The 25,103-nt window shown below is 40.6% G+C and carries 22 protein-coding genes; 11 read left to right on the plus strand and 11 right to left on the minus strand.

The annotated features are described in order from the left end of the window. Nucleotides 1-14 precede the first annotated feature (14 nt). On the plus strand, nt 15-1,415 hold the full coding sequence (locus tag FIV01_RS16585) for a class II fumarate hydratase (RefSeq protein ID WP_152432097.1): 1,401 nt from the start codon (nt 15-17) through the stop codon (nt 1,413-1,415). Between the two features lie 112 nt (nt 1,416-1,527). Here FIV01_RS16585 and FIV01_RS16590 read toward each other — a convergent pair whose 3' ends face one another. Next, nucleotides 1,528-2,460, minus strand: coding sequence for an endonuclease/exonuclease/phosphatase family protein (locus FIV01_RS16590; RefSeq protein WP_152432098.1), 933 nt, complete (start codon nt 2,458-2,460; stop codon nt 1,528-1,530). A 315-nt stretch (nt 2,461-2,775) separates the two neighbouring features. Between FIV01_RS16590 and FIV01_RS16595 the strand changes: the two genes are divergently transcribed. The 5 genes from FIV01_RS16595 to FIV01_RS16615 all read left to right on the plus strand — a co-directional run bounded on the left by FIV01_RS16595 (nt 2,776) and on the right by FIV01_RS16615 (nt 8,955). Further along, nucleotides 2,776-3,504: a substrate-binding periplasmic protein gene (locus tag FIV01_RS16595; RefSeq protein WP_152432099.1), complete on the plus strand. Its 729-nt coding sequence runs from the start codon at nt 2,776-2,778 to the stop codon at nt 3,502-3,504. A gap of 240 nt (nt 3,505-3,744) precedes the next feature. Beyond that, nucleotides 3,745-5,133, plus strand: coding sequence for an ATP-binding protein (locus FIV01_RS16600; RefSeq protein WP_152432100.1), 1,389 nt, complete (start codon nt 3,745-3,747; stop codon nt 5,131-5,133). Continuing rightward, nucleotides 5,130-5,777 (plus strand): response regulator transcription factor, encoded by a 648-nt coding sequence (locus FIV01_RS16605; RefSeq protein WP_152432101.1) that lies wholly within the window; start codon nt 5,130-5,132, stop codon nt 5,775-5,777. The genes FIV01_RS16600 and FIV01_RS16605 overlap by 4 nt, the downstream gene beginning before the upstream one ends. Then, nucleotides 5,774-6,586, plus strand: a complete 813-nt coding sequence (locus tag FIV01_RS16610) for a DUF2861 family protein (protein ID WP_152432102.1) — start codon at nt 5,774-5,776, stop codon at nt 6,584-6,586. The genes FIV01_RS16605 and FIV01_RS16610 overlap by 4 nt, the downstream gene beginning before the upstream one ends. A gap of 95 nt (nt 6,587-6,681) precedes the next feature. Then, nucleotides 6,682-8,955, plus strand: a complete 2,274-nt coding sequence (locus FIV01_RS16615; RefSeq protein WP_152432103.1) for a glycoside hydrolase — start codon at nt 6,682-6,684, stop codon at nt 8,953-8,955. Nucleotides 8,956-9,212: 257 nt separating this feature from the next. On the opposite strand, the gene FIV01_RS16620 is transcribed toward FIV01_RS16615, so the two are convergent. After that, entirely contained in the window at nt 9,213-9,737 is a 525-nt protein-coding gene (locus FIV01_RS16620) for a cupin domain-containing protein (protein ID WP_152432104.1), read from the minus strand. Nucleotides 9,738-10,052: 315 nt separating this feature from the next. On the opposite strand from FIV01_RS16620, the gene FIV01_RS16625 reads away from it, so the two are divergent. Next, a complete protein-coding gene (locus FIV01_RS16625) occupies nt 10,053-11,093 on the plus strand; it encodes a protein-tyrosine phosphatase family protein (RefSeq protein WP_246210512.1) in 1,041 nt (346 codons plus the stop codon). Between the two features lie 180 nt (nt 11,094-11,273). After that, entirely contained in the window at nt 11,274-11,501 is a 228-nt protein-coding gene (locus FIV01_RS16630) for a hypothetical protein (RefSeq protein WP_152432105.1), read from the plus strand. An 82-nt stretch (nt 11,502-11,583) separates the two neighbouring features. Here the strand turns inward: FIV01_RS16630 and FIV01_RS16635 are convergent, their stop codons facing one another. Further along, nucleotides 11,584-12,897 (minus strand): 6-phospho-beta-glucosidase, encoded by a 1,314-nt coding sequence (locus FIV01_RS16635; RefSeq protein WP_152432106.1) that lies wholly within the window; start codon nt 12,895-12,897, stop codon nt 11,584-11,586. A 114-nt stretch (nt 12,898-13,011) separates the two neighbouring features. Here FIV01_RS16635 and FIV01_RS16640 point away from each other — a divergent pair, with 114 nt between their 5' ends. Further along, nucleotides 13,012-13,944 (plus strand): LysR substrate-binding domain-containing protein, encoded by a 933-nt coding sequence (locus FIV01_RS16640; protein WP_152432107.1) that lies wholly within the window; start codon nt 13,012-13,014, stop codon nt 13,942-13,944. Nucleotides 13,945-13,975: 31 nt separating this feature from the next. Here the strand turns inward: FIV01_RS16640 and FIV01_RS16645 are convergent, their stop codons facing one another. Further along, complete coding sequence (locus tag FIV01_RS16645; protein ID WP_152432108.1) at nt 13,976-14,458, minus strand: GNAT family N-acetyltransferase; 483 nt, start codon at nt 14,456-14,458, stop codon at nt 13,976-13,978. A 141-nt stretch (nt 14,459-14,599) separates the two neighbouring features. Between FIV01_RS16645 and FIV01_RS16650 the strand changes: the two genes are divergently transcribed. Beyond that, on the plus strand, nt 14,600-15,493 hold the full coding sequence (locus FIV01_RS16650) for a LysR family transcriptional regulator (RefSeq protein ID WP_152432109.1): 894 nt from the start codon (nt 14,600-14,602) through the stop codon (nt 15,491-15,493). 252 nt (nt 15,494-15,745) lie between these two features. Beyond that, complete coding sequence (locus FIV01_RS16655; protein ID WP_246210513.1) at nt 15,746-16,021, plus strand: hypothetical protein; 276 nt, start codon at nt 15,746-15,748, stop codon at nt 16,019-16,021. Between the two features lie 134 nt (nt 16,022-16,155). On the opposite strand, the gene FIV01_RS16660 is transcribed toward FIV01_RS16655, so the two are convergent. The 7 genes from FIV01_RS16660 to FIV01_RS16690 form a co-directional block, all read right to left on the minus strand. Beyond that, nucleotides 16,156-16,530, minus strand: coding sequence for an SgrR family transcriptional regulator (locus FIV01_RS16660; RefSeq protein WP_152432110.1), 375 nt, complete (start codon nt 16,528-16,530; stop codon nt 16,156-16,158). Between the two features lie 595 nt (nt 16,531-17,125). Further along, nucleotides 17,126-17,734, minus strand: coding sequence for a redoxin family protein (locus FIV01_RS16665; RefSeq protein WP_246210514.1), 609 nt, complete (start codon nt 17,732-17,734; stop codon nt 17,126-17,128). Further along, on the minus strand, nt 17,731-18,240 hold the full coding sequence (tpx, locus tag FIV01_RS16670) for a thiol peroxidase (protein WP_152432111.1): 510 nt from the start codon (nt 18,238-18,240) through the stop codon (nt 17,731-17,733). Before tpx ends, FIV01_RS16665 begins: the two co-directional genes overlap by 4 nt. Nucleotides 18,241-18,729: 489 nt before the next feature. After that, a complete protein-coding gene (locus tag FIV01_RS16675; protein WP_152432112.1) occupies nt 18,730-19,212 on the minus strand; it encodes a hypothetical protein in 483 nt (160 codons plus the stop codon). Continuing rightward, the gene (locus FIV01_RS16680; protein WP_152432113.1) at nt 19,199-19,999 is read right to left on the minus strand and encodes a winged helix-turn-helix domain-containing protein; all 801 of its coding nucleotides are present in this window, start codon (nt 19,997-19,999) and stop codon (nt 19,199-19,201) included. The genes FIV01_RS16675 and FIV01_RS16680 overlap by 14 nt, the downstream gene beginning before the upstream one ends. Before the next feature lie 663 nt (nt 20,000-20,662). Continuing rightward, entirely contained in the window at nt 20,663-23,785 is a 3,123-nt protein-coding gene (locus FIV01_RS16685) for an efflux RND transporter permease subunit (protein WP_152432114.1), read from the minus strand. A gap of 11 nt (nt 23,786-23,796) precedes the next feature. Continuing rightward, nucleotides 23,797-24,942, minus strand: a complete 1,146-nt coding sequence (locus FIV01_RS16690; protein ID WP_152432115.1) for an efflux RND transporter periplasmic adaptor subunit — start codon at nt 24,940-24,942, stop codon at nt 23,797-23,799. Nucleotides 24,943-25,103: the final 161 nt, after the last annotated feature.

Here is a 25,103-nt window from a genome sequence, read left to right on the forward strand (position 1 = left end):
TTATAGGATCTCTCATGACACAAACTCCTTCTCAACCAGAATTTCGCGTCGAACAAGACAGTATGGGTGAAGTCAAAGTACCCACTGATGCACTTTATCAAGCACAAACACAGCGAGCTGTAGACAATTTTCATTTCAGTAATCACACCATGCCAAGCACTTTCATCCAGTCACTAGCCTATATCAAACAGTCTGCGGCTTTGACTAACGCACAACTTGGCTTAATGGAGGGCGATATTGCCAATGCAATTGCAGACGCTGCTCAATATATCATTGATGGTCAGTATCACGATCAGTTTCCTATTGATGTATTTCAAACCGGTTCAGGAACCAGTTCCAACATGAACGCCAATGAAGTGATTGCAACTCTAGCAAGTAAAGCACTTGGCGGGGACGTGAATCCAAACGATCATGTTAATATGGGACAAAGCAGTAATGATGTTATCCCCACCGCTATTCAACTCAGCTGCACACTGTCTGTTGAAAATCAGCTTATGCCAGCGTTAAATCACCTCATTTCAGTTTTAAAAAGTAAGCGTAATGAGATCGGACATCTCGTAAAAACCGGCCGAACTCACCTAATGGACGCAATGCCGGTCACTTTTGATCAAGAGCTTGGGTGCTGGCAATACCAACTTGAGCAAGCAAAGGTCGGTATTGAGCAAAGCCTTGGTAACGTAAAGGCTCTCGCGCAAGGTGGTACCGCTGTTGGTACAGGAATTAACGCTGACCCAAGGTTTGCGTCTGCATTCGCCGATAACCTATCACAAGCTACCCGGCTACATTTCACATCCAGCGAAAACTTTTTTTACAACCTCGGCAGTCAAGACGCGATAGTCGCTCTTTCAGGACAACTTAAAACCGCTGCAGTGTCGATGATGAAAATTTCCAATGATCTTCGCTGGATGAATTCAGGCCCACTAGCGGGCTTAGGTGAGATCGAACTTCAAGGACTTCAGCCAGGATCTTCCATTATGCCCGGCAAGGTAAACCCCGTGATCCCAGAAGCCGTCGCAATGTCAGCAGCGCAGGTAATAGGTAATGACACAACTATTACCATCGCTGGCCAGTCTGGCAATTTTCAACTGAATGTAATGCTACCTGTCATTGCACATAATGTATTAGAGAGTATACACTTGCTTGCTAACAGCGCTTTAGCATTGGCAGACAAAGCCATTTCTTCTTTCACGGTAAGTGAGGACAATTTACAAGTTGCTTTGGCAAAAAACCCTATCCTTGTGACCGCATTAAACCCAGTGATAGGCTACCTAAAAGCAGCAGAGATCGCTAAAAAAGCATATAAAAATGGACAAGCAATCATTGATGTTGCGGAGCAAGAAACCGAACTCGACAGAGCAACTCTTGAGCGCTTACTTGATCCAAGTAAACTCACGCAAGGTGGTGTTGCAGAGTAACAAATATCGATTGATGGCTTTTGAGTATTACACGGCTTTAACAGTTGAGTTTTTTCAAAAGCCAACTCTCAGAATGACCAAGGGTAAGCCACGCAAACCATAGATGGACATGTCAATAGCCAACCTCAGTCTTCACCAGTAAGTGATCAGACCCGGTTGGCATAGGTAAACTGTATCGTTGGCATATTTTTCTTCCAGCATTAACCGACTGCAACCATAGGTGATCAATCGCTATCATGGAAGCCGTCGGTGCTCGAAATGATGCAATCCAATTCGGCCAACTCGCCACTGGCGCTTTCTGAAAAGTTGGAAACATCCTCGCAAACCGTAAGCTTGTCGCCGACAAGTTGAAATCACCAACCACGAGAGCTTCATCACTTGGATATACTGAAAGCAGGGATTCAATGGTTTTTATCAGAGCATTACGCCGATACCATAACTCCTCTGTCATAGGTGAAGGAGGGTGAGCAACGATGAGAGAAATGGGAACCTGGCGATTAGGGTGCCAAGTACCGCGAATAATGCTCTGAGCGTCGGGTGTCTTAAACACTGACATATTTTTTAGCGGTGACACACTAAGAATCATTTGACTCGAAGGATAGCCTACACCTTCCTGTCCTCCATAAGAATAAGGATAAATATCATCTAATAACTTCAATTTTTCCCCAACTTCCGGAGCAACTTCTTGCATTACCACTAAATCAGCAGGCTTAGTCAACAAATAGTTAATGAAAGAATTGATGCTTGGATTTTCGTAATAAAGGTTGTACTGAATAATAGAAACGGAATTTGTACATTGCCCAACCAAGTTCTCGTGTGGCTTGGGAGACATTAATCCAAACGCACCAGCCAAAACAATACATATTGCACTTGGTGCCCACCTTTGACCTAACATCATTAACAACGTAAGTAGGGAGTAAATCACCAAAAATAATCCTGGATAGGAAACAATATTCTCTACCCACCAAGTAGACTCAAGAAGTGACAAACATGCCCATGCTAATGCTGGAGCATAAACTACCAGCCAAATTCTCCAACGTCCCACTCTCAGACCTATATATGTCAAAAACTCTATAATTATGAACCAAGTCTTTGTAATTAGCCTAAATTAGTGGTGAATACTGTACCAGTAACAGTATTAACACATGCTGATTCAAGGACCTACCTTATTCTCTACATCATAGTTAAATATTTAAATCATTGTTTTTTTAAATAAAAACACCAAATCAACCCAGAATACTCTTCTTTAAATAAGGGCCTTACAGACACGCAATTGGTTCCTGTTACCTAATCGCCGCACTTGGTTTTGTAAAAAACAACTATACTGCATTGTGTACTAACCATTTAATGAGGTTCAACCATGAGAGTCTTGCTGTTTATTTGTATGTTTTTCTCTACATCAATCTTTGCAAATAACCTAAATGATCTTAACTATATCACTGAATCCTACCCTCCTTTTAATTACAATGAAAACAAAGAGTTGAAAGGTCTTTCTATTGATGTCTTAGAGGCGGCGACTAAAGCCGTAGGCGAACCTGTATCACGCAGTAAAGTAAAACTTCAGCCTTGGGCTCGGGGTTATGACGCTGCGCTGAAAGGTCCAAAAGTAGCACTTTTCGCGACAACCCGAACTGAAGAGAGAGAGCCGAAATTCAAATGGGTAGGCCCGATTATCGCGACAAAAGTGGTGGTTTTTTCCAATAAAAATGTCACCGTGAGCGACCCATCAGAACTCGGCAAATACAAAATCGGCGTGGTTAGAGACGATGTAGGAGAAGCGCTTTTGAAAAAAGTAGGCGTTCCCGCTTCTGCAATGAAAGTATCACCGGGTGCCGATCTGCTAATAAAACAACTTGCCGCAGGTCGAATTGACATGTTGGCTTATGAACAAAGCGTAGCGACTTACCTAATGAAGGCTGCAAACGTTGATCCGAGTAAATTTAACGTTGCTTACACTCTCAGTGAAGGACAGCTCTATTACAGCCTGAGTTCAGATACACCAGATGAGTACGTCAATAAGCTACAAAAAGGCCTTGATCAAATCTCACAATCTGGTGAATTAGATAAAATTAAGAGCCAGTATCAATAATCAACTGAGTAATAATCACCATGCATAAATTGCTTGGCGTGTCAGTGTTGAAGCTCTTCACAGCTACCGACACCCATGTCGGTGGCTGTTTTAGTGCCTAACGATCCATTATGACGTGTCTCACAACAACTTAGCTCCGTTGGTATAAAAAAGGATCCAGAAACATTGTTGACACATAAGTTACAATTTTTATTTTTTATTCTATAAAATCTGGTGTCTTCTCCTCAATCGAGTATAGGGATGCGTGCTTTTCATCTGAAAATTTTGTTCACGGCTTTGTTTCCTTGTGTTTGTTTAGCTGCAAATATACAAGAGCAGTGGCAATCTTTTTATCAACGTAATTGGCAAACTGGTTCATTGATAGTCACTGCTGAGCAGTTCAATCTTTTTTTGCCAAAACTGCTCAGAGCAAACGCCCGTTATCCTAATTTTTCGCGTTACACTTGGGAAGATATTCAGTTTTTGTACGACGTTTCAAAAACTTGTCAAACTATCAGCCCTGTTCAAACACATCTGTTAGCAGCAACCGAGTTTGAGCTTGCTCTTTGTAACAACCAACCTATCGATGACACATGGTTCTTAACACATGACCCTATACATCCTGCTGGAGGTAGCTTTTTAGAGCGTTACCTGTCTACGAAGTCAAACGTCACTCCAAGTGATAATCTACTGCAATATTTAACCCTTTATGACCCAAGACATCCCTTACATAAGCCTCTCTCTACCCTCTCCATTGAAGGAAGGGAAGCATTGTTTAATGGATATCAAGCTTGGATGGAAAACGACACATTATGGTTAAGTGCAGAACAAGGTTGGAAAGCCATTTCAAGCAGTACATGGCGCCCTATTGCCCATGAATTAAATATCAAATTTACAGGTCCAAGTTGTGAGCTTAGATATAGTAACCTCTGCATCAGTCAGCAAAACAATAACCTGTTGCTACAACGTTTTATAATCGTCAGTATTTCAGTCATATTACTGTTTATATTTGGTAGAGGCGTGTATTTTAAAAGACAGCAAAACCGAGAGAAACGCTTTATTTTACAACTACTCACTCATGAACTTCGTACACCGATTACCAGCTTAGGGCTGACCGTTGAAATGCTGCGTGATCAATTTGAACAGTTAACAGAAGAAACTCAACAAGTTGTATGGAGGCTAGTCTCTGATCACCAAAGACTGGCCCAACTTACAGAAAGCAGTAAAGTCTACTTAAGCACACACAACTCCCATCAATTGTTAGAACAAAGCGCCTATATCAGGGATTGGCTAGATCATATGTGCGAGAAACACAGCGTAGCTTATCACCTTAATCAGGATAGAGAGCTAAGTTTACCCTATTACTGGCTTTCAATTTGCCTTGATAACTTAGTGAGAAATGCTAAACAACATGGTAAAGGAGACATTTTGGTTTCAGTCACTTTGACTGACAAGCTTAAAATAGAGGTATCAGACCAAGGAGACTTTCCTAGCGCTATATCACGCTTTATAACCGGAGCTATAAACAAACCAAATTCAGATAACATGGGAATGGGGCTAAGTATTGTAAGGCATTTAATAACTATGATGGGCGGTAAACTAAAAATTTATCGTCACCCAACTCGTTGTATTTTGGTCCTACCACTATGAAAACATTGCTTTTAATTGAAGATGACATCTTACTTGGCCAAGGTCTGGTGGCTTTTTTCGAGTCTAATGGATACCAGTGCTTATGGGCTCAAGAATCGAGTAAGGTAGAGAAATACTGGTATAAAGCCGATCTCGTTATCCTTGACAGGCAGCTCAGTGATGGAGACAGCTTAAAGCATCTTCCTACTTGGTTATTGCTAAAAGCTCTACCCGTCATCATACTCACCGCTCAAGTTGAAACACAACAAAAGATAGAAGGGCTAATGACAGGAGCAAAAGACTATGTCACTAAGCCTTTTTCAAACCAAGAGCTTTTGGCGCGAATTGCAAGCCAGCTCAGGCCTTTAGGGGAAAGTTATATATATTATGACAGTATCGAAATACACCTCGCCAAAAGACAAGCCGTATTTGAGGATCAAGACGTTTCTCTCAAGCCAAAGGAATTTCAGCTATTGGTCTTACTTATCCAGAATCAAGGACGAGTGTTCCATCGAGATGAATTACTTAACAAAGTATGGGGCTATCAAGCATTCCCGAGTACTCGGACAGTAGATAATCATATTTTGCGCTTGAGACAAAAACTACCTGTACTCAATATTGAAACTCACCGTGGAGTCGGCTATCGGCTTAATAAAGCATTATGAAGAGAAAAACCCTATTAATTGCGCTTTCTACTTTCAGCCAAATCCATAGTGTGCAGGCGAGCTGGTTTGCTGACACGCCTCTTCAACCTGTCTATCAAGCGCTTGTCAATCATCAACCTCAACTTGCGTGGCAAGAACTTATCTTAGCCATGAGTAATAACAATATTGACAGTCAATATTGGCTACCGGCGAAGCAAGAGATCCTCAAACAAACGTCTTGTGGTCAGGAGCTTTTTGACCATGATGAGTCTCTTCCAGCAGATATCAGTGTTACCTTTATACGACGCTCAGGCCTATCATCTCAGGGATTTCAGATTAAATTATCGGCCGAGAGTGTCTCTGCTCCTTCTAATGTTAAACTAATATCACCATCAAAGAGTGTCTTGTTAGAAGGTCTACTAGCCCGCCAGAAAAGCTATCAAGAAATCGAGAGCAAAGAAATACTTGTTGAACCAAGATCAGGTATTTATCAACTTAAGACTGGAGAGAGTACTTACCGTTTAGTAATCTCACAACCCAGCAATCAGAACTGGCTTAAGCTAGATAACACCATTCAACAGTTAACTGTTAATTTGCCACTTGAAACAGCCGGATGTACTAATCCAATAGCTGCATGGCAATGGTTTGATAGTCAATATAATTTACTTGGACGCCGTATCCCCATTACCCAATCTACAACACCTATTCCTACTTCGAAGCACAAACCTCAAGGAGCCAAAAATCTTAGCGCTACCGCTTCTATTTTCGAGTATCAACAAAATGTAAAAATTGAGTATATACAGCGGATCGCTATTCCTCTTACCCCTTGAACAGTGTATTGCTTCGAAAAATTGAGACATATGGGAGACATTTCCTCACATTAAATTCGTTCTAATAGCTGTTCATTGTGTATAAGGAATTTGTTATGTTTTTTCAGTCCAAGCTTTTAACCTTGATCACCACTTTACCACTTTTGATGGCTACCCAAACGGTATATTCACAAAATCTAACATTAGGTGATGAAACTAATAAAATCATCATATCACCAGATGATTTAGCCGTCAGATGGAATGACATTACAGTCAATAGCCCATCTTTAGTTGTGAATGGAAAAACTCAGACAAGTACAAAGATCATCAATAACTCTAACAATCAAGCTGAATGGTCTCTGCTCCCAAGTAAGCTTAAAGTCACGGCAAGATTATCAGAACAAGCCTTGGAGATAACGTTCTCTGTTCCCCAAAAAACCGCCATCAAGCGTGGTCACCCCTTGACTCTAAGTTGGTTCGATTTGCCTCAAGAGGAGACAGAAACACTTTACTTACCATTTAGTGAGGGAATGCGTATACCTACTAATAATAACAATTGGGCAAACTACCTTGAAGAAAATTACTCAACGGCAAATACGACGCAAGATCTAAAAATGCCTTTTTGGGTCACTAAACAAAAAGCAAAAACGATCAGCTATCATCTAGTCAACCCCACCAACAATATTCTATCTTTTGTTAACGCCCAATCTCATGTGGACATGTTCGCCGAACACCAATTCACAGAGCTTAACCAAGCTCAACCTTTCAAAGTTCGAATAACCCTTGGTGATAGCTGGATAGATGGAGCTAAGCAATACAGACAGTGGCGAATTGACAATAATCAAGCAACAACTCTATCCAAGCAAATAGAGCTTAACCCTCAAGTGGAAAAGCTTATCGGTGCCAGCCAAGTTTATTTATTTGGTAAAGGCCTTATTAGTATTGAAGATGTCGCAGACTGGTGGGGACTGAAACAATGGTATTTTGAACAAACAGATTTAGTCATTCCCAGTAATGCTGTCAAAGAGCTTAAATCTCTCCGAAAGGGAAAAAACCAGCTTTATCGATATCATAAGCAACTTTTGGTAGATTCAATAAATAACTCATTGTCTGGAAAGTACTCAACACCAATACCATCTCTTGCCAACAATACCATAGCAGCTCAATACCAATCAGCACAACAGCAGAAGCTATGGCTTAACAAGTACGCTTCAAAATACCTAATTGCTTCTGAGCATTGGGGGCAAGCTTTATCGACCGAGATGATAACAAATTTGAAGAAAGCTGGACTTAAAAACCTATGGCTTGGTTTGGATAATTGGATGCCAGCCTTCTATCAACCACAAGTCGTCGATAGAGCGAAACAAGAAGGCTATCTCGTTGCAACTTATGACTCATATAATACCGCAATTCCCCGTGGCCTAAATGATGGTTGGCTGACGGCTCAACTACCCACCCCAATACGTGAGCAATGTGCGATTGAATTGATGAGTGGACAAAAGAAAAAGGGATTTAGAGATAATGGCTATTACTTGAATCCTAATTGTCAACTTGATTACGTTAAGCAAAGGGTTAAAGATATAATTAAGTTCGGTCGATTCAATAGCCTTTTTATAGATGTAGATGCAACGGCAATGGCTAGAGAAGATTATAGGGATGGCAGCAGTGAAAACGACATGCTATCTGCATTCAATGAACGTATGAACTGGATAGCAACACAAAACGATATAGTGCTTGGTTCAGAAGACGGCAATAGCCTAACAACCTCTGGAATCGCTTTCGCTCATGGATTAGAAACCGTTGGTTTCGGATGGACAGATAAGGATATGAAATACAACCACCAATCACCATATTTTTTAGGACGCTGGTACCCCGAGCAAAAACCCGAATTTTTCTTTAAAAGCGCCAAGGTTAAAGAACCCTACAAAACACTATTGTTTTCACCTCAATTTCGCATCCCACTTTACCAAGTCGTTTTCCATGATGAAGTAATTAACAGCCATCATTGGCATAGCGATAGCCTTAAATTCAGTGATGTGCAGACCGAACGCGACTTAATATCCATGCTTTACAATACCCCTCCTATGGTTCATTTAACTCGTGACGAAGCCAACTCCCCAACAAGCCGAAGGCTAAAAGTATTACAGCACTACCAACAGGGCTATCAACCAATTCATGAGCAGTTATGGGATAAACAGCTTATCGACTTTAAATGGCTGGATAAGTTTGGTCAGGTGCAACAAACAACATTCAGTGATAGCAGCTCGATAACTGCAAATTTTACTGCTAATACGGTTATCTTTGCTGGTAGAAAGCTTCCTGCATATTCCATTCATGCAAAACTAAGTAACGGTCAAACGGTAAAATGGACGGCAAATTCAAACCGATAGTAAAGTCATGGAATAAGCTACAAACACAACATAAATGGAATTTATAATTTCATATTTATCATTTAACCAAAAGTAACAGAAGTGTTACTTTAGTTAACGTTGGTTACACTGGTACGAAGTTATTCCAAATAGTCACGAATACTTTATAACAGTTTGGATATGGATATTTAGCCAACAACCTCCAAACGAACAAAAGCAAATAAAAATTGTTGCCCTTATTTACCCGTACAGTCTGCCCATTGTGCGGGTTTTTTCTATTACGCAAGGTAACATTCATGAGTGATCATCATCCTTTCTATTAAACTGCGATGTTGTGGATATTGCTGAGTCAATGCTTCTGGATTGGCCAACTCCCAATCAGAAAAGTCAAAACCAGGTGCTGTCGTACACCCGACTAGAGAAAAGTGCGTTTTATCTTTCACTTCTGCAGCAAACCATGTGTTTTTCGGAACTACTACTTGGTAATCAGCTAACTCGTCTTCAAAAGTACAGCCAAGAATTCGTCTCTGATACCCCTCTTCTGGATGAAAAATATGTATCACAACACTACTTCCTACGTAGTGATGCCAAAGTTCATCTTGCTTGAGTCGATGAAACATAGACACATTGTCTTGCTGCAAAAGATAATATATCGAGGTGGTATAGACATGTTCACCCACAAACCTCTCGGGTTGGCATTTTATAAATTCCTCAGAGCGATAAAATTCACTGAAATACCCACCTTCTGGATGAGGTTTGAGACCTAACTTATTAATTAAATGTTTGACTTTTTCCAAAAGCATACTCGTGAGCCCGATGCACCAAAGGAGCAATAGTATGGCTTAATATTGGGAATAGCAATCATACTCATACACAGCTAACCACAAACATGATTGTTCATGGACTTACGTATTTTTATTGGAAACTAGTTCTTACTTCAGTTTTTCACCTAAATACGCTGCACAGAAACACTCTGTGCACCAATAGCTTTTCGCTACGAAGCAAGTGTTGTAATTATTATTGAGCATTTAATCAAAAATAATCCATACTGCTTAAATAGCATAAGAAAGAAAACTCTACAGAATCTCACAAAATCGATGCGCGATATGAGGGCGGTTATGTACGATATAAACAAATTCATCCGACTTTTTGACAGTGTTGACGAACCATCCAGATCACGACAATGCTTTGGCATGCTAAAAAAATACGACCCGACTCAACAAATAATGCATTCTTTGATTCATTTCCTTGAAAACAGTAATAAAAGCACAATTTCTCCCCGTAAAGTGATGGAAATTACCCAACAACTTGGGCCAAACGGTTTAAAAAAATACGCGCTACCTCTTGATTATTTGTTTAGAGTATTACCAAACGATGTGCCTCCTCAAAATTTGCAATGGTTAAATCAAAGTTGCTTTGCTGGTATGTCTCGTTTTGCCAGTAACCCTGATTTGTATGCCTGTGCACTTAATTTATATAAAAGGGGAGTGCGGACAATCATCTCTATTGAAAGTAGTGGCGCGGAAGACACCAAGTTAGCAACAGCAGGTTCATTACCTTCTGTTGAGTGGTATAGCTGTTTCCTCGAAGACTGGCACGCTCCCTCAGTTGAACACTTATTAGAATACTGCAAGCTGGTAGACTCTAGAATGAGATATGGGGGGGTTGTTACGCATTGCTGGGGAGGGACAGGCAGAACAGGTTGCTTTCTCGCTGCCTATTTAATTTATTCTAAGTGCTGTATCAACGCCACTTCTGCCTTTCAAACTGTTCGGAAAGAATACAGTACCCACTCAGTTGAAATGAAAGTACAGTATCATGCGTTGGCAAGATTTTCCGATTACCTCCGTAGGCCTATTTCCTATGATCTTAATTCCTCTCTTTTCAATCATGCTGGAGGGCATTGGGAAAAATCTCACGAGAATGACGGTTTTGCTGCCGATCCACAACATATGGGGGCATCTGGTTTATCTCATCTAACAGCATCCGCCCTTCTTGCTTCATCTCGCTCAAACATCAAAAAAATGGTCGCTCGACAAGGAGTAAAAGACTCAAAAGCTCCTTACATAACCCAAAACCCAAATGCGAAAATACAACGTGTTGCTGACACTAAGAAAAAGCATTTAAATATACCAAAATTAATCAGCAAATTACTTTAATCATAGGCTATTAAATATTTTCTAATCATGATTTAAATACAAAAGGACGTTACCTGAAGTGCCTGTCTTACTTAAGAGAATCATGTTATAAACAAAACAAACAATACACAGCATCAGCTCAACGGGACCTATGAACATGTTCACCACACTGACATTGATAGCCTACTTCACGAATGGGGTATGAAAAGAAAAATCGTCACCAGTGCATACAGTTTTGCTGCCGTTGTCGCTTTGATAAGAGACACCAATATTGTAAATATTTGGCGAGAAGAAATAGGCACGGGCTATATTGACATATTCCGTTTTAATCATGATGGCCTGATTATCGAACACTGGGATGTAGTAGAAACCCAAACCGGAAAATCAAAAAACAAAAATAGTGTTTTTTCTTACCCCAAAGTGCCTTAGTAAAAGCCAAGCGATATCTCGGAAATCAGTGATACCAAGCGTTAAAGGTCCTTGATTAAAGGACCTTTCTCATAATGCGTATCTAGCGAAACTGAGGCATGTGGTCTCGATTTGCTTCAATAGTTTCATCTAAGGCTTTTTCCAAAACTGTGCCCGTAGTGACCAACGGGTTTAGGATTAGTGCGCGATGAGCAGCGTGACGATCGCCATTAACAGCGGCTTCGACCGTCAGTGACTCAAATTCTTTAATCAACTGGATAAGCCTTAAGGTATCGTCTGGAAAAGGCGCGACATTAAGCGGCACTGGCCCAGCCTTGGTGATCATACAACTCACTTCAACAGCGCAGTCATCTGGTAGTCCATTAATCGCCCCATTGTTGCGAGTATTAATATGCATAATAGTACGTTTGTCATTGTAAATGGAGCTCATTAGTTCACACGCCGCTTCTGAATAATATTGTCCGCCGCGTTTTTCCAGCTCTTTTGGTTTCTCACTTAGATTAGGATTTCGATAGATCTCAAACAAGCGTTGTTCCATAGCTTTAACCACTTCCCCACGCGTACCCTCACCACTGGCTTCTTTGATCTCCTGATTCAGAATATCTTCACTGGTGTAGTAGTAACGCAAATAAGCACAAGGGATCATCCGCATGTTGCACAACAACTCTGCAGGCCACTCAAATGGAGGAATATTGCTGGGTACCAGTGGATCATTACCAGCAAGAATTTCATCCATGACATCCTGCATTTTGTCACGTCCTTCATGAAGTATTTGACGTGCCCAAATAAAGTGATTGAGTCCAGCAACTTGCAGAACAAAATCTTGTTCATCGGCGTCTAGAATACTAGCAATCCCCTTTTGCATAATCACAGGGACATTGCACAGACCGACGACTTTAACCTTGGTATGTTTTAGAATTGCTTCTGTTACCATACCCGAAGGATTAGTGAAATTAAGCAGCCATGCATCAGGGCATAAGGCTTCCATTTCCCGACAAATTTCCAGTGCAACAGGAATAGTTCTGCATGCATTCGCGAACCCCCCAAGGCCATTAGTCTCTTGACCTATCATGCCATATTTCAATGAAATACGTTCATCACGGATCCGCCCCTCAAGACAACCAGCTCGAAATTGAGAACAAACAAAATCCGCCCCTTTAAGTGCCTGTCTGCGATCAAAAGTCACATGTACCGCAATATGGGACAAGTTGTTTTTCTCAAGCATACGACGTGTAAGGCTACCTATAATGCTTACCTTATTTTCACCATCTTTAATATCCACCAGCCAAAGCTCTCCAATGGGGAGTTCATAATGCCGTTTTATGAGCCCTTCAATAAGCTCTGGTGTATAGCTAGAGCCAGCACCAATAATTGTGATCTTGAGATGTTCTTTCATCAGGAAATTTCCTGCCAGTGGATAAGTATTGTTAATTTAAAAACATCAAAACCTACAAAACAAACCAAAAAACCCGTAACATGAATTAGCACGACTAATTCATAGGGATGAGTAATGGCGCAAAAGCAGCAGATGCTATCAAATATGTACACTTTCTCTGTGGCTGGGAAATGTCTCAGTTTCACTAAAACCGCAGAGGAACTATTTATTACTCAAGGAGCGGTCAGCCAGCGCATTAAATCACTAGAAGCGCAGCTCGGGTTTAACCTATTTGTGCGCATGACTCGACGCCTAGAGCTGACGAAGGAAGGAGAGCGGCTTCTACAGGCGTTAAATCAGTCGTTAGAAGTGATATTTTCTGAACTAGAAGACATTAAATTCAATGAATTACGTGGTGAACTCTATATTGGTGCGGCTCCTACCTTTGCTCAAAGTTGGTTACTACCAAGACTACCCGAATTTCAGCATTTGTACCCCAACCTGAACGTTAAACTCAGAGTCAAAGCCAGCCGGCTCAACTTTCAGCATGAACCTGTTGATATCGCGATTTACTACAGTTCAGGCGAGCATCCTGGTTTTTATCACCAAAAGCTATTCGATGAAAAACTTATTCCTGTGTGCAGTCCTGACTACTTCAAAACCCACTTTTCAAATGAAAATGGCATATTCAGTCAGCTCTCTAACATCACTTTTATACACTGCAATGAATCCATAGAGACAGGAGACTACAGTCAAGAATGGGATCTCTGGCTGAAGAATCAAAATGATGAAAGCCTCTGCTCAATCAATACAAAGGAAAAAACCTACTTATTTAACCATGCAGACATGGCAATGATAGCCGCAAAGAATGGAATGGGGGTGGGTATGGGACGGTTATCTCTCATCAAGTCTAGTTTGGACAAAGGAGAATTAGTCACACCTTTTAACCAAGTTAACGCTGAGCTAAGTTATGATTTGATCTGTTTAAATGGGCAGCAAAATAGGCCCAAAAACGCCGCCTTTATTCAATGGTTGGAGGCTCAGCTGCAAAATAGCCCGAGCAAATGAAAAAAACGCTTGGGCTAACAAGTCAATGATCCTAACTTAGTGCAAGCTCTTTTAGCCGCTCTCCACTGAGTCGATATTTTATCCATTCATCTTGAGGTTTCGCACCAACAGAGCGATAGAAATCGATAGCAGGTTGATTCCAATCAAGGACTGACCACTCAAATCGCTCACAGCCTTTTTCTATAGCCAAATTTGCCAAATGTTTTAAAATTGCCTTCCCAACTCCCAAGTTGCGATGATCCGGTGAGACATATAAATCCTCTAAATAAAGGCCATTTTTTCCTAGCCATGTTGAAAAACTGTAGAAATAAACAGCAAAACCTATCGGTTTATCATCGGCTAAACAAATCAACGCATGAGCTGTAGAGTGCTTTGAAAATAAGCCCTCTTTTAATTCTGCGAGCGATGTTTTCACCTCATGCTGAGCTTTTTCATAAATGGCCAAATCAATAATAAATTGCAGGATCAATGGCGCGTCTTCAATACACGCTTCTCTAATTGTGATAGTTTTCATTCGCGTCCTTTTTTTTACATATAACAAGATAACGCCCGCCTTTTGCGATCTTGATTACATTGACAGGCATTAGAACTAGTGTAACCTCTGTTTGTAGATGAAAGAAATGCACTTTTTACAGAGAGCTGATGCACAATAAACATGACTTCGCTATCCTCTATCGACTTGAACCTCATCCACCTCTTTGCTGTTTTGTACAAAACAAAATCAGTGAAAGAAACCGCTGATACCTTAAATTTGAGCCAATCTGCATGCAGTCATGCGCTACAAAGGCTGCGAGAACGGTTGAACGATGATTTGTTCGTGCGTATTGGAAATACAATGCAACCGACCGAATACGCCAACACGATAGCAAACAGACTCATACAAGGAATAAGCCTGATAGAAGATGGCATTACCTTCTCTTCGGCTTTTGACCCAAATGCCGAGCAGACATTTAGGATAGCAGTTACTGACTACACCAGTTGGTGCATGCGCGATTTTATCGCAAAACTCAGTCATGATTATCCAAACATCAAAATTGAATTTCTTAATCTTGAAGAAAGGCTGCCAGAGATTGCTTTACGAGAAAGTCAGTTCGATTTAGTGTGCGGATTTGCGCATGAAATTGAAAGTTTTGAGAGTATCAGTAATCAAGTATGGTTCGATGATCACTATGTGTGTTTACATCACCAAGAGCACCCATATCAAAGCGAACTGAGTTTGGAAAAATTTCTCAGCTATTGTCACGTTGTGGTTACGCCTTGGAACGAAGCAAAAGGGATCCTTGATATCACGTTATCTAAACTCAGAAAGAAGAGAAAAGTTGCAATCAAAACACCCAGCGTATTATCCGCTCCGATGTTTGTGATTGATAGTGAATATTTGCTAGCCATACCCAAAAGATACGCTGACCATATTGCTCAACAATTATCGATAAAAATATCCCCACTCCCATTTGAAGTACCTAACTATCAAGTGAAACTGTATTGGCATAAAACGCGGAATAATGATCCGAGAATAGAATGGTTAGTGGAGAGAATTAGCAATTCTTAGACAAAGATCAAAACTTAAAAGGCTTGGTGATAACCAAGCCTCACCTGTACTGGTCAACTTAAACCTTTAATGCACCATGAATAGGTCAGAAAGCACCTTGGTCAAACAATAAATAATGAATTGACCTAAGACTTTATTTCATTATTTAAAGTAATTAATTCTTATAATCTGACAACATATGGTTTGCAATTATTTACAAATTCGTTATTTACATAACTTGTGACCTGAGATCATTTATGTAGGTAACCAAGAATGACGAGAGAGCTAGAGGGTATGATTACACGTATTGAAGAAGTGATTCGCTGTGCAAAGTTACTCGAATTTAACGTAACCGACGACAATGTAATCGCCTGTATGGTAGCCGCTGTGATGTGCCCTGGACATGAAAATAATATAGGTGCCATATTGTCTGCGATTTACGCTAATCAGTCATGCGGACTCATACAAGCACTAAAAACAACCAGAGAGTACCAAGTGTTACATATTAAAGTCTCAGATGCTCTTTTAGAAAAACTCACTCAACGCTAACGATCAACTTGAGTACAGAGAACAGCTTTACATACAATTTATCCGCCACACATCTGTTTTTGATACTGTAATGCAACTAAACGGTGAGTATGCGAGGCGTTGGTTCTAAGCCTTCTGGTACACGATTTTTCGATTTACTTCTGTATCACCGAGAGACCTTCACACTCAATCCCCATTGCACGAGTCAGTGCTCTAACCGCTTTTTCCCTATATTGCTCAATTAATTTGGAAATAAGGTCAAAGCGGTCTTCTTCAAGTTGCTCTACCATCGTCTGGTATAGTGCTTCATCAACCGATGTCTGAATTTTCAATATACTCGTCTGGCCGCGACCAACCGCTGGCTGCCACTCTATCCAACCTAAAGCAACTAAACGCTTTATAATCAAAGCGACATTCCTTCTTGATGAAGCTAGTGCTACTGCCAAGTCTTCAACGAGCACATTGTAAGTATTGTGGCACTTATATGCCTTCAATAGCTGATTTAGACGGCGAATATTACTTTCTGCCATAACTTTCCTCTTAAAATACAATTTAGTGGTTAAAGCGCTATGTTTAGGAGCGCCTACCTCCTTTCGAGTTTTAGGGAATATCCTTTCGCCCCACTATTGGGCATTTTGCCTAGTCCACTCTAGTAAGAGCGTTCTTTGCGCAAAACAAGCAAGCTATGCAGAAAACTCTACCTATTTAGCTGATGTTTGAGCATTTATAATGGTTGGGCTGATTCAGATTAATGGCCCTATGCCTGTATGAATCCTCATTAATAGCTAAAGTATTTGCTATTTGCGGGCTATACCTGTCTATGCCTGCGTATTTTTCCTCAGATATGTTTTCATATCTGAGGATTTTTTTATTTCATATCAGAAACCTAACTCGCTACATACAAGGGTTTCTATGGGGATGATATTGAAATTGCTGATAACGCAATGCTTCTTTGCAAAGCGAGTAACCATCAAAGCTATCAATAACAAGAAAAAATACCGCATAGAAACCTAGTGCAGCAAACAGCGCCAGGCATAGCGGGACAAGCAATTTCATAAAAATCTATATAAGAATTCTGTCCAAAGCCCTAAGCGCTCACAAACACACTTAGGGCTTGGCCATTAGTTAAATATTGCGCTTGGCTATATCAATAGCAGCATTTAAGTCTGGCAATTGTGTTAGTTCTGGAACACGCTGGATATATAGAATGCGATCATCCTTTCCAACCACAATAACAGCTCGAGACAATAGGCATAGCTCTTCTATGTGGGCTCCAGTCTTTTGACCGAACTCGTGATTAAAAGAGTCTGATAAGAATGATGCCTTCTGGCTCAACTTTTTGTCAGCTATGAACCGAGCTTGAGCAAATGGCGTATCAGCGCTGACATTTATGAACTCGATTTTTCCATCATATTGAGGGTTATCTTGAGCTATTTGATCAAATGCTATGGCTTGCTCTACACAAACGGGGGTATCAACAGACACCAAAACATTATAGATTCGAACCTTACCACTACCTTGAGTTTCAACTTTCTCTAGACTTGACGTTGAAAGCATCATCGAAGGAATAAGGTCGCCTTTTTCCAACGTCTGACCACCAAGGTTGAATGTTGTGCTGTATTCCAAAGTAACACTCTGTGTTTCACCCAAACCAGCAGACTGATCCGTTACCTCAAAACCTGCATAAGCCCAAGCAGAAGTTATCATTGTTAGCAGAGTTAGAGCTCGTTTCACGATGATACTCCCTTTACCGCTGCTACTGCCTGTTGGTAATGAGGTTCATCCGCTATTTCTGCGACAAGTTGAGAATGCAATACTGTCCGCTCTTCATCTAATACAATCACAGCTCTTGCAGCCAGACCACGCAAAACAGTATCTGAAATAGCGACACCGTGATCCAATGCAAACGTTGGTGAGCGGAAAAATGAACCGATAGACACATGTTTTAGGTCGTGTTTTTCAACAAAGCGAGTTAGCGCGAACGGTAAATCTGCTGATACACACAGTACAACCGTGTTCTCAAGATTTTCAGCTAATTCATTGAATGCACGAACGCTGTTAGCACAAGTAGGCGTGTCAACACTTGGGAAAATGTTAAGTATTAGCTTCTTGCCTTCAAACTGTTCAGGGCTAATATCAGCTAAAGCATGATCACACAAAGTAAAACTAGGCGCGACTTGACCTTGTTGTGGTAATTCACCGGATAGCTCAACTGGATTTCCTAAGAATGTGACTGACATAGTTACCTCTTTTATTTTAACTATATTTGTTGGTTTATCTTGGATTGAAAATGCAGCTTAATACAAAGGCGGGCGTCGTGCGCCCCGCTGCTCTTTTCAACGACCTATCCATAATGCCCTTAGTTTCGTCAAACCTTGAATGAAGTTATAACAACCTTTGTGAATCACACTTATATTCATTAAGTCTTTGTTTTTTAATTACAAATCAATCTCAATCACTAGTGTATTTATACTAAAACATGTAAAAAATGTTCATTTATTGTCTATTTTAATCTATTACTAGCTATAAAATATCAACCACTTAGATAGAGATGTGTAGGCTTTAGTTTTAACACTAAAGCCAAGGCGAGCACGTGGATTAACAATTAAGATTCGGCGTCAATAAGTCTTATGACTGCCAAGATAATATTCAATTAGGATATTGAAAGTTAAAGAGGATTTGCTATTTTCTATAGAGTGCCAGATGCTAAAAGAGTCTATTTTATATCACTATTGGCGCCGGACGTGACATTTAACGCCCCCATCCAAAAGTTTTGTAAAACATACGACTTTGCCTTCTTTGTGTATCACTTGCAGTTTCTCTTCGCTAATACGCCGTAAGTTATGAGCCTCAATTTCCGTTATGTGGCTTCTAGAAAGCTCACCGTCAGGAAAGGTAAAATCGGTAAACTGAATCAAGCCTTTATCATAAAATTGGGTGTAATAACTAAAGTATAACCCTTTAGGCTCTCCATATATTTTCCTGCTTGTGTGAGATTTTTGATTTAAGAACAACCTATAGTTAATCGTATGATAATCCTCACTAAATAGGACATCTCCATCAAGACTAAAACTCAGGTTGTTACTGTAATAAAGTAGGCTCTCCTTGCCATTCATTACCTCTGGCACATCGCGCAGTTTTAAACCTATGTTAGACACTGTTGCAATAACAACCAAAAAAAACAGCGCTTTAAGAACCTTATCTACAGACATCACGCACTGTTTCTCCAATAAAATAGAAGTTTTCACGCAGTGAGAAATTCAAATTCTTCACTTGCTGATCACCACTGGATTCAGATCGGTAGACACAAGACAAATAATAGTTGCTAACGCCGGTCGAAATTAATAGGTCAGTCACTGGGGAATCATTTAAATGGCTACTGTTTTCGCTCAAGTACCGATACATAGCCTCACTTGCCTGATTATCAAAATAGAAATAATCTCGTCCACCATGCTCAGTTTTCACCCATGTGTCTAGTGGAACATTCCACGAAAATGTCAAGCGGTGAATAGCAGCCGAACCTTGGATAAGTAATACAGCTGCTAATAAAAGCGCAAGCAATAATTTAAATTGTTGGCGATAGCTGTACTCATTAACATCTTCTGTTTTAGGCTCCGTTTGTATAGTAGGGTTAGGGCTAGGAACTACCGAATGGTCACTCGCTGCTTGTTGCTCGGTATCCACCAGCTCCACCACATTTTCAAACAGCATGTAGCCGCGAGACGGTACTGTTTTAATAAATTTTTGTTCTTTACCACTATCACCCAGTGCAATACGAAGCTGAGCAACACACTGAGTCAAACTATTTTCAGAGACGACGCGTTCTCCCCATACTTTCTCGAATAACTCTTTCTTGGACACTACCTGTCCTTGCTGGGCAATCAAAATCTCCAGCACACGGCATTCTGTACCCTTGAGCTTTTTAGCACTCCGATTTTTAACATGAACAAGCTGCTCTCTAGCTAGAGGGTACAACTGCCATAAAGATTCATAATTCATAAATGCTTAACTAGGTATTTCAACAAAATCTCAGGCTGTATGCCTAAAGCCCCTGCTTTCCTTAAGCTTAGCCGTTGTTGGCCTTTATACCCCGAATTTCGAAGTATGACATCACTCCACCTTGGAGCCACGTAGTTAGATAAGATATACCGATAGTCGGTAAGAACTCTCCTCTGGCGAGTATGCCTAGCATAGACTGTCTCGATAGAACAATTCTTGTTGTCACTTTTCAGCGTACAATACTGATTAATATTATAAAAAACAATAGCAAAATATTACAGTTTGTTATAAACAACAAGGAACTATACATGCTGTGGATTAAGTAAAATACCCACTAAAACGCCCAAATACAGGGCAAAGAACAACAAAGCATTTCAAGGAAATATCTTTACTATTAAATAACATAGATACAGCAAATGCAATTGAGCTTTATGGTCAAAATAGTAAACTAACGAGACATACTTCTTCTAGGAACCGATCCCATATTAAGTCTATGGGATCGCTAAAACACAAAGAGGTAAGACCAGTTTTTAACATTTTGTACTAAAGGAGAAATTGGGCCACTCCACTCAAAAAAGTCTTCAGCGCACTATCGTGAGCCCACTAAATAATAGAAAACCATACCACCAAATGCATGGTTTTCCTTGGCGTAATGAGTATTTTCTAGTGACTAGAGCTAAATGTTTTTTTCTTAGTAAAGTGATCTTTCAACTTATGAGCCAAACGCTTTAGGTCATCCAAAATCAAATACAAGCAAGGTACTAAGACCAAGGTAAGCATAGTTGCGAACAAAACAGCGAAGCCCAAAGCGACAGCCATTGGAATAACAAACCTAGCTTGCAAACTGGTTTCAAACATAATCGGTAAAACACCAACAAACGTCGTAATAGACGTCAAGATAATTGCCCTAAACCTCGCACAGCCAGCTTCGACAACCGCTTCTTTGACAGACAATCCATTGTTTCTAACTTGATTGACATGATCTGTCATCACTAAAGAGTCGTTAACCACAACACCCGCCGCGGCAATAAGACCAAATGTGGACATCATACTTAGATCAAGACCAAACCAATAATGCCCCCATATCGCTCCGGTCAGGCTGAATGGAATAACTGACATAATAATTAACGGCTGGGCATAACTTTTTAGTGGGACAGCGAGCAGGATATAGACAATAATCATACCTGCAACAAAGAAAATAATTTGCTCGTCCTGCTGTGCTTGCTGCTCTTCAATCGAGCCGCCGAGCTGGCTTTTCACCCCTCTGTATTGGGACAAAATGTCGGGTAAAATGGATTCATTGACTCTATCAACCACCTCATTAGGCTCAACCTGCTCCTCATCAATCGACCCAAATACGTAAACACTACGAAAGCCACCCTCACGGCGAATACTGCTCACTCCAGGCTGCTGAACGATATCAACAACATCACCTAACATCACTTTTTGTCCATCTGGCGTCGTGATTAGCGCATAGCGCAGAGAGGCGAAGGCCTCTCGTGTCAATTGAGGGTAACGAACCATCACTTTGACTTCCTCACCTTCTCTGATCATGCGCTGTGCTTCTCCACCATAGAAGCTGACTCCTACCTGAGTACCAATATCAGATAAGGTGATACCCAAATCATAAGCGACAGGCTTAAGTGACAGCAGTATTTCTTTACTTCCTGTGTCCATTGACGACGAGATATCGAATAACCCATCTTGCTGCTGTAATTGCAAAATAAGGTCTCGCCCAGCGGCATTTAGCGTTTCTATATCAGAGCCATACAGCAAAAATCCAAATTCATCTCCTTTATCACTATCATTGACATTATCAGACACCGTCAGCGTTTTCTTGCCTGGTATGTTGGGTATTGCTTCTCGCCAGCGACGCGCTAACTCAAATGTATTGAACGGCCGCTTTTCCTCATCAACCAAAGCGATCACCATCAAACCTTCTTTACGCCCTTGACTAAATGTCAAGATATCCCGAATCATCTTCTGCCCAGTTTGCTGATCTATTTCTTCATCAATGTTAAGCACCGTAGTTTCAATTATCTTTAGCGCTTGAATCGTCTGTTCACTCGATACATTGTCATTCATGATGAGTTTGATGGTAGGAAAATCATGAGGAACTTTAGGTGAAGGTATAATTCGGACATAATTCCCCATCACTAAAGCGATACTTATCGCCAATACAGCGATAAAGCTTGCTAGCACACTCCAGCGCCAATACGTACAATAGACAACAAAGCGGCGATATGGTCCATTGACAAAATTAAAAAAGTTTTGATTAAATCGATAGCGCCAACTGCCTATTTCAATTGGTTTAAACGTTGAGTGAGCTAAATGTGCTGGCAGAATTAGCTTTGATTCAATCAAACTAAAAACCAAGCAGAGGATAACAATGGCAGCGATACCAAAAAAGAACGCACTTTCAATGCCTTTCGACATAAGAAAAGGTGCAAAAACAGCAATTGTTGTCAGGACGCCAAATGTTGCTGGAGTTGCCACTTTTAGTGTGCCACGGACAACACTATCAATACCACTTCCATGCGTCTCTATTTCTGTATAGGCACTTTCACCTATAACAATGGCATCATCTACCACAATCCCGAGTACCATGATAAAGGCAAACAATGACACAATGTTGATACTCACGCCAACCAAAGGCATCAGCATAACCGCGCCCAAAAAGCAGACAGGCAGACCAATCATCACCCACATCGCGAGCTTGACACGCAAAAACACACTCAGCATCAAAGCAACGAGTACAGCACCCTGAAGTAGATTTTTTAACATCATGTCGAGACGCGCGTTAAGATAGTACGTCATATCAACTAATGTCTTGATTTTGATATCGGCCGGAAGTTGTGGGTTTTTCTGTTCTATATAAGCTTTGACTGTTTCTGCAACCGTCACCATATTTTGATCTTTTGTGGCATTCACAGAGAGATAAATTGCATTTTCACCTGAATACTTAAAGTAACGTTCGTCCTCGGTAAAGCCATCTTTAATAGTCGCAACATCTTGAAGTAAAACCTTACCACCATTGTTTCCTATCTTAACAGGAATATCTCTAAACTCATCGCCGCTATAATATTGGTTCTCAATTCTAACAGAAATGAATCCTCCATCAGTTCTGACTTCGCCTGCTGAATAATTCGCTGAGTATTGTTGGATTGCGGTGCTGATATCCATTAGTGTCAAGTCATACTTGCGCAGCATCTCGGGTTCGACTTCGATACCAATCTCATATTCTGGTGCACTCAAATCAACCAAAGAAACATTATTGAGTTGCAATAATTCATCTTCAATTTGCTTGGCTATAGGCTTAAGCTCCAGTAGGGGCCTATCACCAGCTAGAACAATTTGAATAACATCCTGCTGAAATTCATATTGATAAACTTGAATCGGCTCCATACCAATTGGAAAATTAGATATAGAGTCGACTTTTTGTTGCACCTTATCAAGAACATCCTCTATCTTTTGGTCCACATCGATCTCTAGCTCTATCGTACCACCGCCACGATAGACGTTAGTTATCGCTTGTTTAATGCCAGATACATTTTTTAAAGATTCCTCTATTTTTATTAAGATACTTTCTTCAATTTCCTGAGGGGAGGCTCCGGGATACTGAACTTGCACATTAATGTAGTTGACTTCAAGATTGGGAAACATCTGTCTTTGAATAAAAAGAAAGCTGACCGTACCCACAATGAGAACGAACATCATCAGTAAATTCGCCGCCACTGGGTTATGTGCAAAATATGCAATCAGACCTCTAGGTTTTCTATCATCCATGCCTGCGAGCCTTACTGTTTTGATTCGTCATTAAAAGTACTAAGTTGGACTTGAGTCCCCTTTTGCGGATATTCAGGTACGGTCAACACCAGCCGATCGTTATCTTTTAAACCTTCATTAATGAGCATAAATTCTTGTTCTGCGCGCAATACATTGACAGTGCGAGGCTCAAGCTCGTTGTCCTCATTAACAATCCATACCTGACGATTATTCACTAACTCTTGGGGTAGACGATAAATATGTTTTAAGGTTTTACCTATGAAATTCACTTCAACATAAGAGCCAAATTTAAGAGGCGACATGTCTGACGATAATGCGTAAGGATCATCGACGTTAATGACCAAACTGGTCATGCGCGTCGCGCTATCAATCACACCTAAATCTCTTTTTATGATTCCCTCTCGTTCGATATTGACCACCCCTTTCTGAGTCACTTTAGCAGTAACACCTGAGTAATCTTCAGGTAGAAATACACTATCAAATCCAGCAATTGGAACATGAATTTCTGCTGATTCGATGTTATTTAAAACAGCGACATGAGTCCCTGCTGTAATATATTGACCTACACCAATATCACGCTCCACAACAAGCGCATCATACGGGGCAACCACTCGGCAATTATCTAGATCTCTCTTTGCTCTTTTAAGTGAAGCTAACGCTGACTTTACCTGAGCTTGTGCACTCAATACTTGGGGTTTACGCAAGTAGAGGTCGGTGACTTGATTAGAAGGGACATTCTTCGCTTGACGCTTTGCCACTTCAGCTTTGGCTTTCTCTTCTATTAAAGAGGCTTGAGCCGTGGCAAGGTCCGCTTCTGCCTGCAAAACAGCGGCGTTGTAGTTTTCACTCTCGATTGAAAACAAGATCTCACCCTCTTTTACCACTCCCCCAGGAACAAAACTTGGGTGCCAACTGATAACTTCACCTGAAACTTGCGCAGAAAGCTGCGTGATTTCAACAGGAACCACTTCACCATGGCTGGTTATAACGACATTATGATCTCCGGAGCGTAAATGAGACACCTTAACTGTTAGCGGTACTTCAACCTGCTCTGTTTTTAACGCTTCTGCATTTCCAGAAGAGATTGCAATATAGCCTCCATATGCCAACGCCAATAGGACAAAAGGCAAATACCAACGCAACAGCTTCACTCTCATATACAACCCTTCTAGAACATGGAGAACAATTTTTATACGGAAAAATACAAATTCGACAACAATAGTATATGAATAATTTTACATATGGATATTTACTTTATTTTTTAATGACATACGTAACAAATATGAGACATAAATGTAAAAAACTCCATAAAATAAGG

Origin of the sequence: Vibrio aquimaris (assembly GCF_009363415.1) — a bacterium.
Classification (GTDB): Bacteria; Pseudomonadota; Gammaproteobacteria; order Enterobacterales; family Vibrionaceae; genus Vibrio; species Vibrio aquimaris.

What these genes read in the sequence shown, in the direction of transcription:
- FIV01_RS16585 (WP_152432097.1), top strand. Translation starts at nt 15, where the DNA reads ATGACACAAACTCCTTCTCAACCAGAATTTCGCGTCGAACAAGACAGT.
- FIV01_RS16595 (WP_152432099.1), top strand. Translation starts at nt 2,776, where the DNA reads ATGAGAGTCTTGCTGTTTATTTGTATGTTTTTCTCTACATCAATCTTT.
- FIV01_RS16600 (WP_152432100.1), top strand. Translation starts at nt 3,745, where the DNA reads ATGCGTGCTTTTCATCTGAAAATTTTGTTCACGGCTTTGTTTCCTTGT.
- FIV01_RS16605 (WP_152432101.1), top strand. Translation starts at nt 5,130, where the DNA reads ATGAAAACATTGCTTTTAATTGAAGATGACATCTTACTTGGCCAAGGT.
- FIV01_RS16610 (WP_152432102.1), top strand. Translation starts at nt 5,774, where the DNA reads ATGAAGAGAAAAACCCTATTAATTGCGCTTTCTACTTTCAGCCAAATC.
- FIV01_RS16615 (WP_152432103.1), top strand. Translation starts at nt 6,682, where the DNA reads ATGTTTTTTCAGTCCAAGCTTTTAACCTTGATCACCACTTTACCACTT.
- FIV01_RS16620 (WP_152432104.1), bottom strand. Translation starts at nt 9,737, where the DNA reads ATGCTTTTGGAAAAAGTCAAACATTTAATTAATAAGTTAGGTCTCAAA.
- FIV01_RS16625 (WP_246210512.1), top strand. Translation starts at nt 10,053, where the DNA reads ATGTACGATATAAACAAATTCATCCGACTTTTTGACAGTGTTGACGAA.
- FIV01_RS16630 (WP_152432105.1), top strand. Translation starts at nt 11,274, where the DNA reads ATGAAAAGAAAAATCGTCACCAGTGCATACAGTTTTGCTGCCGTTGTC.
- FIV01_RS16635 (WP_152432106.1), bottom strand. Translation starts at nt 12,897, where the DNA reads ATGAAAGAACATCTCAAGATCACAATTATTGGTGCTGGCTCTAGCTAT.
- FIV01_RS16640 (WP_152432107.1), top strand. Translation starts at nt 13,012, where the DNA reads ATGGCGCAAAAGCAGCAGATGCTATCAAATATGTACACTTTCTCTGTG.
- FIV01_RS16645 (WP_152432108.1), bottom strand. Translation starts at nt 14,458, where the DNA reads ATGAAAACTATCACAATTAGAGAAGCGTGTATTGAAGACGCGCCATTG.
- FIV01_RS16650 (WP_152432109.1), top strand. Translation starts at nt 14,600, where the DNA reads ATGACTTCGCTATCCTCTATCGACTTGAACCTCATCCACCTCTTTGCT.
- FIV01_RS16655 (WP_246210513.1), top strand. Translation starts at nt 15,746, where the DNA reads ATGACGAGAGAGCTAGAGGGTATGATTACACGTATTGAAGAAGTGATT.
- FIV01_RS16660 (WP_152432110.1), bottom strand. Translation starts at nt 16,530, where the DNA reads ATGGCAGAAAGTAATATTCGCCGTCTAAATCAGCTATTGAAGGCATAT.
- tpx (WP_152432111.1), bottom strand. Translation starts at nt 18,240, where the DNA reads ATGTCAGTCACATTCTTAGGAAATCCAGTTGAGCTATCCGGTGAATTA.
- FIV01_RS16675 (WP_152432112.1), bottom strand. Translation starts at nt 19,212, where the DNA reads ATGTCTGTAGATAAGGTTCTTAAAGCGCTGTTTTTTTTGGTTGTTATT.
- FIV01_RS16680 (WP_152432113.1), bottom strand. Translation starts at nt 19,999, where the DNA reads ATGAATTATGAATCTTTATGGCAGTTGTACCCTCTAGCTAGAGAGCAG.
- FIV01_RS16685 (WP_152432114.1), bottom strand. Translation starts at nt 23,785, where the DNA reads ATGGATGATAGAAAACCTAGAGGTCTGATTGCATATTTTGCACATAAC.
- FIV01_RS16690 (WP_152432115.1), bottom strand. Translation starts at nt 24,942, where the DNA reads ATGAGAGTGAAGCTGTTGCGTTGGTATTTGCCTTTTGTCCTATTGGCG.